The following is a 12,444-nucleotide window of genomic DNA, read 5'->3' on the forward strand; positions in this document are numbered from 1 at the left end:
ATGCTGTACTCCCGATCGTGACCGACACCTGTGTGCGCCTGTGGCGGAGGGTCCATATGGACCTCGTCCGCTACGCGGGCTGCGTGTGTCGCCCGTCCTGCTGATTCGCACCCCCTTCCCTTTCCGGGCGCCGTCGTGCGCCCGTTTCCGCGAACCTTCCTCAGGACGGTGCACGTGTCTGTCCCCTCCCCTTCCCTGCCCTCGTCCGCGTCCCCGACCACCGGCGCGGCGCCCACCCAGGCGGACCTCCTCGACTTCGTCCGGCGAACGGCGGCCGACGCCGAGCTGATCGCCTCCCTGCCGCTCGATCCGGAGGGCCGTACCTGGGTACGGCTGGACGGCCCCGGCGGCAGCGAGGCCTGGCTGATCGGCTGGCCGCCCGGTTCCGGCACCGGCTGGCACGACCACGCCGACTCGGTCGGCGCCTTCCTCACCGCCTCGGGCGATCTCACGGAGTACTCCCTCGCCGCGCGGCTGCCCACCGACGGCTGGAAGACCCTGGAACTCACCGAGGGCGTGGACCGCGTACGCCGGCTGCCCACCGGACAGGGCCGCGCCTTCGGCCGCCACCATGTGCACGAGGTGCTCAACGAGTCCCGCGACCGACACGCGATCTCCGTCCACGCCTACTACCCGCCGCTGCCCCGGATCCGCCGTTACAGTCGCTCGGGCCAGGTGCTGCGCCTGGAGCAGGTCGAACGCCCGGAGGACTGGCAGTGAGCGGCACGAGCGAGCGGTCGGCGGTGGCCGAGGTGACCGGCGAGAGCGCCGTTTCGGGTGAAGCGCCCCTCGGTATCGACGCGTTGCTGGAGCGGGTGCGGGCCGGATACCGGCGCGTCGAGGCGCGGGAGGCGTACGAGGTGGCGCGGTCCGGTGAGGCGTTGCTGGTCGACATCCGATACGCGGCCCTGCGCGAACGGGACGGGCTCATCCCCGGCGCCGTCGTGGTCGAGCGCAACGAACTGGAGTGGCGCCTCGACCCCCAGGGCAGCCACCGCCTCCCCGAGGCCACCGGACACGACCTGCGTGTCGTGGTGATCTGCAACGAGGGTTACGCCTCCAGCCTCGCCGCCGCCTCCCTCCACCAACTGGGCCTGCACCGGGCCACGGACCTCGTCGGCGGCTTCCAGGCCTGGCGCGCGGAGGGGCTGCCGGTGGCACCGGTGACGTCCTGAGCGGTAGGTGCGGCGCGCCTGCCGAGGACGGCGCCCGTGCTACTCCTTCGCCGTCGCGACCGTCACCGCCCGCACCCGGAGCGCCGCCCGCCCCGGCACGGCACTGGCCACGAGCGCGAGGAGGCCGGCGACCGCTACCACGCCGAGGTAGAGCAGCGGGGTGACCGCCGGTGCGGCCCGGCCCGTCATGCCGACGCTGAACGCGGTGAGCACGGCGAGGGCGATACCGCTGCCGAGCGCGGTGGCGAGGAGCAGGACGGACAGCACCTCGGTGCGCAGCATGCGCAGCACCTGACGGCGGGTCGCGCCGGCGAGCCGCAGCAGCGCGAACTCCCGGACACGCTCGGCGACCGACATGGCGAGCGTGTTGACCACGGCGATGGCGGTGAAGGCCAGCACGAGGCCCATGGCGAGGTAGTTGACCTCGGCGTTCGTCTGCTGCCGGTCTGCCTGGAGCGCGTCGGCGGCGGCCGGCGAAAGAATCCGCAGCCCCGGGAACTCACGCAGCGTAGTCGCGAGTTGTATCTGTGTACGGGTCGTGCTGACGAGGACCGAGGAGGCGAGCGGGTTGTCGACGTGGGGGGCCACGAGGTCGTGGGCGAAGGTGAGATCGCCGAAGCCGAGACCCCGGGCGTAGACGGCGGCGACGGTGAGCGTGGCCGGCGTGCCGTCGCCGAGCGTGAGTTTCAGGGGGCTTCCGGGCTTCAGGTGCTGCTGGTCGGCGGCCAGTTCGCTGACGGCGACGGTGCCGGGACCTAGCCGGTCGAGGGAGCCGGCGGTGACCTCGGGGTCCCAGGTGCGGGTCAGTCCGGCGGGGGTGACGCCCTGTGCGGGGTACTTGTCGAGGCCGACGCGCACGGTCGTGCGGACCACCTCGGTGACGGTGTCGTGCTGTGCGCGCAGTCGTTCGGCGGCCTCGCCGGGGACGCCCGGCCCCTGGGCGGCCACGACCCAGTCGGCCCGGACACCTTCGCGGACCTGGGTGCGGGCCGCGTCCCCGAGGGTTTCCTGGACGAACAGGACGGTGCAGGTCATGCCGACGAGCAGAGTCAGGGGGGTGACGACGGAGGCCATGCGGGCGGCGTTGCCGCGCAGGTTGGCGGTGGCGAGCCTGCCGCCGTGGCCGGTGAGCCGGAGCGGGCCGGCGAGCAGCAGCGTGGCGGCCCTGACCAGGAGCGGGCCGAGCAGGGCGACGGAGGTGGACAGGACGACGACGGCGAGGAAGGTCACGGGAGTCGAGGCGGGCTCGGTGCGCAGGGAGGTGAGTACGACGACGAGGACGACTCCGCCGGCGAGGAGCAGCAGCCCGGCGACGGTCCGGCCCCAGGCGGGCCGGCTGCGTTCGGTCCTGGCCTCGGCCAGGGCCTCGGCCGGGCGGATCCGGGCGATCCTGCGGGAGGCGATCCGGGCCGCCGCCCAGGCGCCGAGCAGGGTGGCGGCGAGAGCGGCCAGCGGCGGGAAGACACCGGCGGTGTGTTCGAGCGTGTCGGGTACGGCGCCGAGAGCGACGAACCGGGAGTGCAGCCAGCCGCCCAGCGGCAGACCGAGCAGTGCGCCGGCGGTGCCTGCCGCCGCGCCGACGATCAGCGCCTCCCGGCCGAGCAGCCCGCGGATCTGCCCGGGCGTCGCGGCGATGGCCCGGAGCAGGGCGAGTTCACGGTGGCGCTGCTGGACGGTGAGCGCGAAGGTGCCGACGACCACGAGCACCGCCACCAGCAGCGAGGTCCCGCCCATGGCACCGCCCATGCTGACCAGCCGGGTGCGGGCGGCAGCGGCGTCCAGGAACTCGACGGGCCCGCGGGCGTCGCCGGTGCTCACCTGGGCCGTGGTGCCGTGCAGCGCCCGCGTCACGGCCCCGCGCACCCGCTCGGGGTCCGCCCCCTTGGCCGGCAGCACACCGAACGCGGTGACCTGGCCGGGGTGTCCGGCCAGTCGGCGGGCCTCGGCGGCGGAGAAGAACAGGGACGTCTGGTGGCGCACGGTGGTGGCCGGGGTGGCGATACCGGTGATCCGGTAGTCCCGCGGGGCCTGTGTGGACTGCACGGTGAGCCGGTCACCGGGCCGCAGCCCGGCCCGCGCGGCGAGGCTGTCGTCGATCACGAGGTCCCCCGGGGCCTCGGGGGTTCGGCCGGCGGTCAGCCGGTACGGGGTGAGCACGGCGGAGTCCCAGGCATGGCCGTAGGCGGTACGGCCACCGGTGCCGACCGGGGTCAACGGCTGGGTGGGGAAGGTGAGTTCGGGGACGACCCGGGACACGCCGGGGATGTGGGCGAGCGTGCCGCTCAGCCCTTCGGAAAGCCAGGCTCGTTCGGCGATGGGTTTCGCCTTGTGCTTGACCTTGGTCTTGCCCTTCTTGTGCTTGACGGTGGTGCGGTGCACGTACTGGTCGGCGGAGACCACGACGGGAGCGGCGGCGTAGCGCTCGGTACGGATGGTGCCGCGCAGGCCGGTGTCTAGGAGGGTGCCGCACGCGGTGATCAGAGCCGCCGCGCACATCAGGGCGAGGAAGGCGCCGAGAAAACCCGCCTTGCGGGCGCGGACTGTCTGCAGGGCGTAACGCAGCATCATGGGGACGGGCTCTCTTCTGTTGTGCGCGTCGGCTGAGTCGTGCGCTGGGCGCGCGTACAGACTCGCCGGTGCGGGGGTGGAAGAGCACTGCGGTGGCCCGGCGTCTTGCGCCGGGGGTCACCCCGCCCGTCCGGCGCGGGGGTTAACCCCACCCCGACGCGGGTTCACACCGCTCTGCCCCTTGAGAGCCGTGCCCGGTAACCACGCCAGAAGCTGCCGTGCGGCAGGACCGCGTCAGAAGGCGGCGGTGCGGCCGGACCGCGTCAGAGGTCCCCGTCCCCGAGGAACTCCGTGTCCTCGCCCTCCTCCTCCAGGGCCTGGCGGACGACGCGGAGGGCCATGCCTTCGGAGTAGCCCTTGCGGGCGAGCATGCCCGCGAGCCGGCGGAGCCGCTTGTCGCGGTCGAGACCGCGGGTGGCGCGCAGCTTGCGGGCGACGAGTTCGCGGGCGGTCGCCTCCTCCTGCTCGGAGTCGAGCTGGGCGACGGCGTCCTCGATCAGCGCCGAGTCGACGCCCTTGGTGCGCAGTTCCCGGGCGAGTGCGCGGCGGGCGAGGCCCCGGCCATGGTGCCGGGACTCCACCCAGGCGTCCGCGAAGGCGCCGTCGTCGATGAGCCCGACCTCTTCGAACCGGTTCAGCACCTCGTCGGCGACGTCCTCGGGGATCTCCCGCTTGCGCAGGGCGTCCGCGAGCTGTTTGCGGGTGCGCGGGGTCCCGGTGAGCAGGCGCAGGCAGATCGCCCGGGCCCGCTCAGCCGGGTCCCCTGAAGACTCCCCCCGCTCGTCCCTCGCCGAGGAAGGGGTGCCTTCGTCCTCACCGGGCGCGTCCCCGAAGCCGCGCCGCCGGCGGCCGCGCCCCCGGCCACCGCCCCGCGCGCCGCCGGGTCCGCCGGATCCGCGGCCGCCGAGCGAACCGCCCCCGGGCGGCTCACCGCCCTCGCCGCCCGCGCCTGCGCCGCCACCCTCGTACCCGCCGGTTCCGCGGTACGCGTCGGTCCCGCCATAGCCGTGCACGTCCCGCTCGCGGTACTCATCGTGCCCGCGGTACTCGTCCTGTCCGCCGTACTGGCCGTACCCGTCGTCCCGGTGTCCGTCGGCACCGTCCGGGGCGGAGTCCGGGTGGCCCCCGGTGCCCCTCCCCCGTGGGGCACCGGGGGTGGCGTACTCGTACTCGGCCCAGTCGGTTCGTCGTGTCACGGGTCAGCTCTTGGCGGTGGCGGCCTTGGGCTTGGTGGCCTTGGCGGCTGCCGGGGCGGGCACCGACTTGGCCGCGTCGTCGGCCGCGGTGGTGACCGCGGCGTCGGCGCCCGGCTCGGCGGCGGGCTCCTCCGGCCGGACCCCCACGCCCAGCTTCTCCTTGATCTTCTTCTCGATCTCGTTGGCCAGGTCGGGGTTGTCCTTGAGGAAGTTGCGCGCGTTCTCCTTGCCCTGGCCGAGCTGGTCGCCCTCGTACGTGTACCAGGCGCCGGCCTTGCGCACGAAGCCGTGCTCCACGCCCATGTCGATCAGGCCGCCCTCACGGCTGATGCCCTGGCCGTAGAGGATGTCGAACTCGGCCTGCTTGAAGGGCGGCGCGACCTTGTTCTTGACGACCTTGCAGCGGGTGCGGTTGCCGACCGCCTCCGTGCCGTCCTTCAGGGTCTCGATGCGGCGGATGTCGATGCGCACCGAGGCGTAGAACTTGAGCGCCCGGCCACCGGTCGTGGTCTCCGGGGAGCCGAACATCACGCCGATCTTCTCGCGGAGCTGGTTGATGAAGATCGCGGTGGTCTTGGACTGGTTGAGCGCACTGGTGATCTTGCGGAGTGCCTGGCTCATCAGACGGGCCTGCAGACCGACGTGGCTGTCGCCCATCTCGCCCTCGATCTCCGCGCGCGGGACGAGAGCGGCGACGGAGTCGATGACGATGAGGTCGAGGGCGCCGGAGCGGACCAGCATGTCCACGATCTCCAGGGCCTGCTCGCCGTTGTCCGGCTGGGAGAGGATCAGGTTGTCGATGTCGACGCCGAGCTTGCGTGCGTACTCGGGGTCGAGGGCGTGCTCGGCGTCCACGAAGGCGACCTGGCCGCCGGCCTTCTGCGCGTTCGCCACGGCGTGCAGGGTCAGGGTCGTCTTACCGGAGGACTCCGGTCCGTAGATCTCCACGACACGGCCGCGCGGCAGGCCACCGACGCCCAGGGCGACGTCGAGCGCGGTCGAGCCGGTCGGGATGACCTCGATCGGCTCCTTGGACCGCTCGCCCATGCGCATGACCGCGCCCTTGCCGAATTGCCGTTCAATCTGCGCGAGCGCGGCATCGAGTGCCTTCTCGCGGTCGGTTCCTGCCATGGGTTCCACCCGGTTTGCTTGAGTCGATCGCTTCACGTCAAAGACGCTAACGCCTGCCACTGACAATGCGCCCCGACGCAGGCCCAGCCTGTGGATAACTGTGGGACATATACCCCTGAATCGGGAGGAAGTCCCCCACCCAAAGCCTCGCCTGAGCCCCCATATGAATGGATGTTCGATTTTCGTGTCAAGCGCACCACGCGGCGTCGCCTCGGCAGGAGGAGCCCCCGTCCCCTGCGGGCGTCACGAGCGGCGCTCGCCGGCCGACTATCGTGGCTCCGCATGGCCCCTACAGAGATCGAGATCACCGCGGAGCTGGTCCGGGATCTGCTGCGCGACCAGCATCCGGACCTGGCCGGTCTCCCTCTGAGGCTCGGCGCCCGCGGCTGGGACAACCAGCTGTGGCGGCTCGGTGACGACCTCGCCGTCCGGCTGCCCTGGGCGACGCTGTCCGCGGACGCGCTGCTGCGCAAAGAGCACGAGTGGCTGCCCGCGCTCGCCCCGCGCCTCCCCTTGCCGGTCCCCGTCCCGCAGCGCCTCAGCGAGCCTTCCGAACGGTTTCCGCGGCCTTGGCTGGTCACCACCTGGGTGCCGGGAACGCCCGCCGACCGTGCCCCCGCCACGCGCGCCGCGGAGGCGGCCGACACCTTGGCCGCCTTCCTGACCGCTCTTCACCGCCCCGCCCCCGAAGGGGCACCGGCCGGCCGCGACCGTGGCGGTCCGCTGGCCGACCATGCCGAGGGGTTCGCCGGGCAGCTGGCCTCTGCCACCGAACTGGGGCTGATCCCCGACCCGGACGCCGTCCGCGCGGTCTGGGAGGACGCCGTCGCCGCGCCCGGATGGACGGGGCCGGCACTGTGGCTTCACGGCGATCTGCATCCGGCCAACGTCCTCACCGCGGACGGCGCCTTCTGCGGCGTGATCGACTTCGGCGACCTCTTCGCGGGCGATCCGGCCTGCGACCTCGCCGCCGCGTGGATCCTGCTGCCGGACGGCGCCGTCGACCGCTTCTACGAGGCGTATCAGCCGGCCCCGGACCCGGCGACCCTTCGCCGCGCCCGCGGCTGGGCGGTGCTGAAAGCCCTCGCCTGCGTCTTCATCGGAGAGGCAGGCGTCCACGGCCGCCCGGGCGGCAAACGCACCTGGGGCCCACCCGCCCACGCCGCGCTGCGACGCCTCACCGCGACGGTCCACCGCCCCGGCTCCCCGGCGTCAAGGAAGTGACCGCGCGGCCCGTCAGTCCTGGTCCGCGCCGGCCAGCGCCTTGGTGATCAGGCGGGTGGCGAAGTCCTGGTCGCCGGTGACCCGGTTGATGTGCTCCGCGAGCAGGAAGGCGGTGACTTCCAGGGGGTTCATCTCGTCCTTGGTCCAGTCCCCGTACTGCTGGCGCCACAGGCTGGGGCTCAGGTCCGTGCCTGCCGCGATGACCAGGCCGGCCATGGTGGGGATGGCCTCGGGACGGACGCTCTTGGGCATCATGCGCATCGTGGCCACGAGGTTGGGCACCACGTACTCGATCACGTCCTTGTCGTGGTCCTCGTACGCCATCCGCAGCCACTTCATGTACATGTAGATGAGCGTGCACGCACCGTCCAGCAGGTCCTGGATCCCACTGCGACCCAAGGACGCGGCGAACTGGTCGATCAGCTGCTGTTGCTCGGGGTCGGTCTCGGTCTTGCCGTCGTAGACGGCCTTGAGCCGGGAATCGATCACCATGAGGGCCGCACCCACATCGCCGGCGGGGGCGTACTGGGGGTCGCAGGGGGATGACACAGGGTTCCTCCTTCGGTGACCGCGGAACGTGACGCGGCATGTCCGTACGGTAGACCGCCGATCGGACGGGGGTCTGGCGAATCCCGATGGAGGGGTTTTTCACGATGTCGGCGGCTCGGAACAGCCTCCGTAAGGTATGGCGGAGATGAACGACGACAACCGGATGCTCGCCCTGTTCCACGCGCTGGACCGGGTGCCCGCACCGCACCACCTGGAGCACCCCGACGGCTTCGACCACCCCGGGGCCCGGCTCCGGGCGACCCGGCTCCGGGACCGGCTGACCCGGGATCTCGGGAGCCCCTGCCTGCTCGACGAAGGCATCCAGGACTCGAGTTCCTCTTTCTGCGTCGACGTCCCGGCCGAGGCGACCGGGGCCGGAGTGCCGCTCGCCGTGCGGCTGAGCAACTACGGCGACCTGGCGGCGGTCACCACGCCGGCGCCGGACAGCCACGACGACCTGGACGACGCCGTCCGCGACGGAGCGCTGTCCGAGGCGGACCGCGTCCGGATCACGGCCGCCCTGTCCGATCTCGGCTACCGGCTGGTACCGCAACGGCTGCTCCACCGGCCGTACGACGGTGTGACCTGGCTCGCCGAGGAGGACGGGGACCACGCGACCTGGTGGACCCGCTTCTTCGGCTATCTCTGACCGCGGCCCCTGCGGGGCGGCGGAGGCGGTTACGGCCGCTGCTGCTCGCCGGGGCGGAGACGGGTTACGGCTGCTGCTCGCCGGGGCGGCGGCCGGCCCAGAGCCGTCGCGCGCGCGTGAGCATCCCGGGACCGGCCGAACTCCTGCCGCGGTGCCCGTGCACGCGGGGGTCGTCCGTGACGTCGTACCGCTTCACGTACGCGCCCAGGAACGCCTGCAGCGTGGCCACCGCCGGGATGGCGATCAGCGCGCCGACCGCGCCCAGCAGCGCGGTGCCGGCGATGACCGAGCCGAACGCGACCGCCGGGTGGATGTCGACCGTCTTGGCGGTCAGCTTGGGCTGCAGCATGTAGTTCTCGAACTGCTGGTAGATCACGACGAAGACCAGCACCCACACCGCGTACCAGGGGTTGACGGTGAACGCGATCAGCATCGGCAGCGCGCCCGCGAGGTACGTGCCGATGGTGGGGATGAACTGCGAGACCAGGCCGACCCAGACGCCGAGCACCGGCGCGTACGGCACCTCCAGGAATTCGAGCAGGATGTAGTGCGCGATCCCGGAGATCAGTGCCATGAGGCCGCGCGAGTACAGATAGCCGCCCGTCTTGTCGACGGCGATCTCCCAGGCGCGCAGCACCTCGGCCTGGCGCGCGGGCGGCAGCACGGAGCACAGGGCACGGCGCAGCCGGGGGCCGTCCGCCGCGAAGTAGAACGAGAACAGCCCGACCGTCAGCAGTTGGAACAGCCCGCCGAGCACCTGGGCGGACACGTCGAGGACACCGGCGGCACTGTTCTGCGCGTACTTGCGCAGCCAGTCGGAGTGGAGCAGGCCCTCCTGGATGTCCACGCGTCTGAGTTCCGTGTGGAAGGTCTCGTTGATCCAGTTGATGAGCGAGTCGAGGTAGTCCGGGAAACCCTCGACCATCTTGATGATCTGGCCGGCCAGCATCGACCCCAGCAAGGTGACGAACCCGGCGGCGAGGATGGTCAGGCCGAGGAAGACCAGGAAGGTGGCGAGCCCCCGGCGCATGCCTCGGGCCGCCATCCGGCTCACCGCGGGTTCGATCGCCAGGGCCAGGAAGAACGCGATCAATATGTTGATCAAGAGCCCGGTCAGCTGATGGAAGGCCCAGCTGCCGAGCTGGAACGTGGCGATCAGCGCGAGCGCGAGCACCATGGCGCGCGGCAGCCAGCGCGGCATCCGGCCGTCGGGAGCGACGGCGCCGGAGACCGGGGGCCGGCCGGGCGGAGTGGTAGCTGCCGGTGCTGCCTGCCGGGGGGACGGCTCGCCGTCCTCGGCGGGGGATGCCAGAGGGTCCTCGTCAGTGGGTGCCACGCGCCCAGTCTCACCCACGCCACCGACAACCGGTGCCCCCCGGCGATCTTCGTGACAGATCGGTGCCGTACCGTCACGCTCTTCTCCGGCAAGCCCGGCATTTCGGCCGGTGCACCAGCTCGGCCGGTGCATCAGCGCGGCCGGTGCATCAGCGCCTCTCACCCGGCACGTTCATGACCGCGCAGACCACGCGCCAGACGTCCTTGGCCTCCCAGCCGGCGTCCAGCGCCTCGTTCACCGTGCGTCCGCCCAGGTCCGACATGACGTGGTCGCGCGCGAAGGTGTCGGCGTACCCCGGACCGAAGTGTTCCGCCATCCGCTGCCAGAAGACCGTCAACCGCATGCCTCCAGTATCCCGCCCCCGGGGGGTGGGCCCTGCCCGGGAGCGCCTGCGAGACCGCTTTCCGTCCTACGGTCTGACGCATGGCCGAAACCGGAGCTTCCCCACTCCCCTCCACGCCCCCGGCGCGCTCCCCCCTCTTCCGCGCCGAACAGTTCGTGTGGCTCACCGCGCGCGTGCTGGAACAGCATCTCTTCGCGTACCACTTCCTGCACGGCAGCCCGGAGGCGGTGGAAGCGGCGCTGGACGCCTACCGCAACGACGACGGCGGGTACGGACACGCGCTGGAGCCCGATCTGCGCGGTCCGGTCAGCCAGCCCCTGCACACCGCGCACGCGCTGCGCGTGCTGGACGCCATCGGGCACTGCGGCGGACAGCGCGTGGAGCGCGTGTGCCGCTATCTGACCTCCGTCTCCACCCCGGACGGCGCCCTGCCCGCCGTCCACCCCAGCCAGCGCGGATATCCGACGGCGCCGTTCGTCCCGGTCGTCGACGCCCCTCCCAGCGAACTGCTGGCCACCGGTCCGGTGGTCGGACTGCTGCACCGCAACGAGGTCTGGCACGCCTGGCTCTTCCGGGCCACCGACTTCTGCTGGCAGGCGGTGGAGTCCCTGGACAAGACGCACCCCTACGAGGCCCAGGCCGCCGTGACCTTCCTGGACTCCGCTCCCGACCGCCCGCGCGCGGAGGCCGCCGCCGACCGGCTGGGCCGCCTGGTGCGGGAGCAGCGGCTCGTGGTGCTGGACCCGGACCGGCTCGACGCTTTCCCGGTCGCCGCCGGCTACGCCCCGGGAGAGCACCACTTTCCGCACGACTTCGCCCGTAGTCCGGACTCGCTCGCGCGCGCGTGGTTCACCGACGACGAGATGGCACGCTCGCTGGACCACCTGGCCGCCGAGCAGGAGGAGGACGGCGGCTGGCCGATCCGGTGGCGCCGCTGGGCCCCGGCCCCGGCGCTGGAGGCGCGCCCGATGGTGACGATCGAGGCCCTGCGCACCCTGCGGGCCTACGGCCGCTTCGTGGGCTGAGCCGGCACTCCGTCACGGGCCGGATCCGTACGGTCGGCGGACCGGGCCGGCCCGCCTCGCCCGCCGACCCCGCCTCACCCGCCGAAGCCCCGCCTCACCGCCGACCCCGCCTCACCCGCCGACCCCGCCTCACCCGCCGAGCGCCGCTTCACCCGCCGGCGGCCGGCCTCACCCGGCGAGGGCCCGTACGCCCGCCGTCACCACCACAGCCGCCGCCACGACCAGCAGGAACGGCGCACGCAGCACCAGTGCCACGGCCGCCGCGCCGAGCCCCGCGGCCCGCGCGTCCAGCACCAGCGCGTGCCCGTCGGCGAACGTCTGCTGCGCGGTGAGCGCGGCGAGGAGGGCGACCGGCAGCAGGGCGGCGAGCCGCCGCACGTACGGCCGCTCGACGGTGTGCGCCGGCACGAGCAGGCCGGCCAGCTTGACGGCGTAACATCCGAGGGCGGTCACCCCGATCGCGATCCAGACGTTCACCGGTCCTCCTCCGCGCCGTCTCGTGCGTCCTGTCGGGTACGGTCCCTGCGCCGGCCCTCCGTGAAGAGGGCGAGCGGGGCCGCCAGCGCCGCCACCAGCACCGGCACGCCGGCCGGCAGCACGGGCAGCAGACCGAGGCCGAGCAGGACGGCGAGGCCCGCGACCGCGCGCTCGGTGGCCGTCTTCAGCATCGGGGCGAGCAGCGCCAGGAACACGGCGGGCCCTGCCGCGTCCAGGCCCCACGCGCGCGTGTCGCCGATCGCCCTGGCGCCGAGCGCGCCGAGCAGCGTGGTGAGGTTCCACAGCGCGTACAGGCTGAGGCCGGTGACGGTGAAGCCGAGCCGCGCGGCCCGCCGGGTCGGCTGTGCCAGGGTCACCGCGGTGGTCTCGTCGATCACCCACTGGGCGGCGAACGGCCGCACCGCGCGCGGGAGGGCGAGCAGCTGCGACAGCCGCAGCCCGTAGAAGGCGTTGCGCACGCCGAGGAAGAAGGCGCCGGCGGCGGCCGTGAACGGGTTGCCCCCGGCGGCGAGCGCTCCGACCAGCGCGAACTGGGAGGCGCCGGTGAACACCAGGAGGCTGAGCGCGCAGGTCTGGAGCAGTCCGAGTCCGCTGCCGGCCGAGGTCACCCCGAAGGCGAATCCGGACAGGCCCACGGCGACGCCGACCCCGAGAGCGTCCCGTACGACGGCCAGGTCCGGCTTGTCCGCTCCTTCGGCGGTCTGGTCCCTGAGAGCTATGTGCTGTGTCACGCCCCGGACGGTACGGGCG

The 12,444-nt window shown here is 72.7% G+C and carries 14 protein-coding genes; 6 read left to right on the forward strand and 8 right to left on the reverse strand.

What is annotated here, in order from left to right:
* The first annotated feature begins 32 nt into the window (after positions 1 to 32).
* The 3 genes from ACZ4U1_RS34055 to ACZ4U1_RS34065 all read left to right on the forward strand — a co-directional run bounded on the left by ACZ4U1_RS34055 (position 33) and on the right by ACZ4U1_RS34065 (position 1,175).
* Positions 33 to 104 (forward strand): putative leader peptide, encoded by a 72-nt coding sequence (locus ACZ4U1_RS34055; protein WP_309544753.1) that lies wholly within the window; start codon positions 33 to 35, stop codon positions 102 to 104.
* A gap of 70 nt (positions 105 to 174) precedes the next feature.
* Entirely contained in the window at positions 175 to 720 is a 546-nt protein-coding gene (locus tag ACZ4U1_RS34060; RefSeq protein ID WP_467908035.1) for a cupin domain-containing protein, read from the forward strand.
* Positions 721 to 743: 23 nt separating this feature from the next.
* A complete protein-coding gene (locus tag ACZ4U1_RS34065; RefSeq protein WP_467908060.1) occupies positions 744 to 1,175 on the forward strand; it encodes a rhodanese-like domain-containing protein in 432 nt (143 codons plus the stop codon).
* A gap of 39 nt (positions 1,176 to 1,214) precedes the next feature.
* Here the strand turns inward: ACZ4U1_RS34065 and ACZ4U1_RS34070 are convergent, their stop codons facing one another.
* The 3 genes from ACZ4U1_RS34070 to recA form a co-directional block, all read right to left on the reverse strand.
* A complete protein-coding gene (locus ACZ4U1_RS34070) occupies positions 1,215 to 3,743 on the reverse strand; it encodes an ABC transporter permease (RefSeq protein WP_467908036.1) in 2,529 nt (842 codons plus the stop codon).
* A 263-nt stretch (positions 3,744 to 4,006) separates the two neighbouring features.
* Positions 4,007 to 4,939: a recombination regulator RecX gene (recX, locus tag ACZ4U1_RS34075; RefSeq protein WP_467908037.1), complete on the reverse strand. Its 933-nt coding sequence runs from the start codon at positions 4,937 to 4,939 to the stop codon at positions 4,007 to 4,009.
* A 3-nt stretch (positions 4,940 to 4,942) separates the two neighbouring features.
* Positions 4,943 to 6,070 carry a recombinase RecA gene (recA, locus tag ACZ4U1_RS34080; protein WP_467908038.1) on the reverse strand — a complete coding sequence of 376 codons (1,128 nt, stop codon included), beginning with the start codon at positions 6,068 to 6,070 and terminating at the stop codon, positions 4,943 to 4,945.
* 282 nt (positions 6,071 to 6,352) lie between these two features.
* Between recA and ACZ4U1_RS34085 the strand changes: the two genes are divergently transcribed.
* Complete coding sequence (locus ACZ4U1_RS34085) at positions 6,353 to 7,294, forward strand: aminoglycoside phosphotransferase family protein (protein ID WP_467908039.1); 942 nt, start codon at positions 6,353 to 6,355, stop codon at positions 7,292 to 7,294.
* Between the two features lie 12 nt (positions 7,295 to 7,306).
* Here ACZ4U1_RS34085 and ACZ4U1_RS34090 read toward each other — a convergent pair whose 3' ends face one another.
* Positions 7,307 to 7,843: a hypothetical protein gene (locus tag ACZ4U1_RS34090; RefSeq protein WP_467908040.1), complete on the reverse strand. Its 537-nt coding sequence runs from the start codon at positions 7,841 to 7,843 to the stop codon at positions 7,307 to 7,309.
* A 145-nt stretch (positions 7,844 to 7,988) separates the two neighbouring features.
* Here ACZ4U1_RS34090 and ACZ4U1_RS34095 point away from each other — a divergent pair, with 145 nt between their 5' ends.
* On the forward strand, positions 7,989 to 8,492 hold the full coding sequence (locus tag ACZ4U1_RS34095) for a hypothetical protein (RefSeq protein WP_467908041.1): 504 nt from the start codon (positions 7,989 to 7,991) through the stop codon (positions 8,490 to 8,492).
* A gap of 64 nt (positions 8,493 to 8,556) precedes the next feature.
* Here ACZ4U1_RS34095 and ACZ4U1_RS34100 read toward each other — a convergent pair whose 3' ends face one another.
* Both ACZ4U1_RS34100 and ACZ4U1_RS34105 read right to left on the reverse strand, forming a co-directional pair.
* Complete coding sequence (locus ACZ4U1_RS34100) at positions 8,557 to 9,693, reverse strand: AI-2E family transporter (protein WP_467908061.1); 1,137 nt, start codon at positions 9,691 to 9,693, stop codon at positions 8,557 to 8,559.
* Positions 9,694 to 9,976: 283 nt separating this feature from the next.
* Positions 9,977 to 10,171: a DUF3046 domain-containing protein gene (locus tag ACZ4U1_RS34105; RefSeq protein ID WP_467908042.1), complete on the reverse strand. Its 195-nt coding sequence runs from the start codon at positions 10,169 to 10,171 to the stop codon at positions 9,977 to 9,979.
* A gap of 80 nt (positions 10,172 to 10,251) precedes the next feature.
* Between ACZ4U1_RS34105 and ACZ4U1_RS34110 the strand changes: the two genes are divergently transcribed.
* A complete protein-coding gene (locus ACZ4U1_RS34110) occupies positions 10,252 to 11,196 on the forward strand; it encodes a hypothetical protein (RefSeq protein WP_467908043.1) in 945 nt (314 codons plus the stop codon).
* Positions 11,197 to 11,364: 168 nt separating this feature from the next.
* Here the strand turns inward: ACZ4U1_RS34110 and ACZ4U1_RS34115 are convergent, their stop codons facing one another.
* Positions 11,365 to 11,673, reverse strand: coding sequence for an AzlD domain-containing protein (locus tag ACZ4U1_RS34115; RefSeq protein WP_467908044.1), 309 nt, complete (start codon positions 11,671 to 11,673; stop codon positions 11,365 to 11,367).
* A complete protein-coding gene (locus ACZ4U1_RS34120; RefSeq protein ID WP_467908045.1) occupies positions 11,670 to 12,425 on the reverse strand; it encodes an AzlC family ABC transporter permease in 756 nt (251 codons plus the stop codon). Before ACZ4U1_RS34120 ends, ACZ4U1_RS34115 begins: the two co-directional genes overlap by 4 nt.
* Positions 12,426 to 12,444 lie beyond the last annotated feature (19 nt).

The organism is Streptomyces sp. NPDC028928 (genome assembly GCF_055564915.1).

Bases quoted from the DNA above. Each gene is read 5' to 3' on its own strand.
- ACZ4U1_RS34070 (WP_467908036.1), bottom strand. From the start codon at position 3,743: ATGATGCTGCGTTACGCCCTGCAGACAGTCCGCGCCCGCAAGGCGGGT.
- recA (WP_467908038.1), bottom strand. From the start codon at position 6,070: ATGGCAGGAACCGACCGCGAGAAGGCACTCGATGCCGCGCTCGCGCAG.
- ACZ4U1_RS34085 (WP_467908039.1), top strand. From the start codon at position 6,353: ATGGCCCCTACAGAGATCGAGATCACCGCGGAGCTGGTCCGGGATCTG.
- ACZ4U1_RS34095 (WP_467908041.1), top strand. From the start codon at position 7,989: ATGAACGACGACAACCGGATGCTCGCCCTGTTCCACGCGCTGGACCGG.
- ACZ4U1_RS34100 (WP_467908061.1), bottom strand. From the start codon at position 9,693: ATGCCGCGCTGGCTGCCGCGCGCCATGGTGCTCGCGCTCGCGCTGATC.
- ACZ4U1_RS34105 (WP_467908042.1), bottom strand. From the start codon at position 10,171: ATGCGGTTGACGGTCTTCTGGCAGCGGATGGCGGAACACTTCGGTCCG.
- ACZ4U1_RS34110 (WP_467908043.1), top strand. From the start codon at position 10,252: ATGGCCGAAACCGGAGCTTCCCCACTCCCCTCCACGCCCCCGGCGCGC.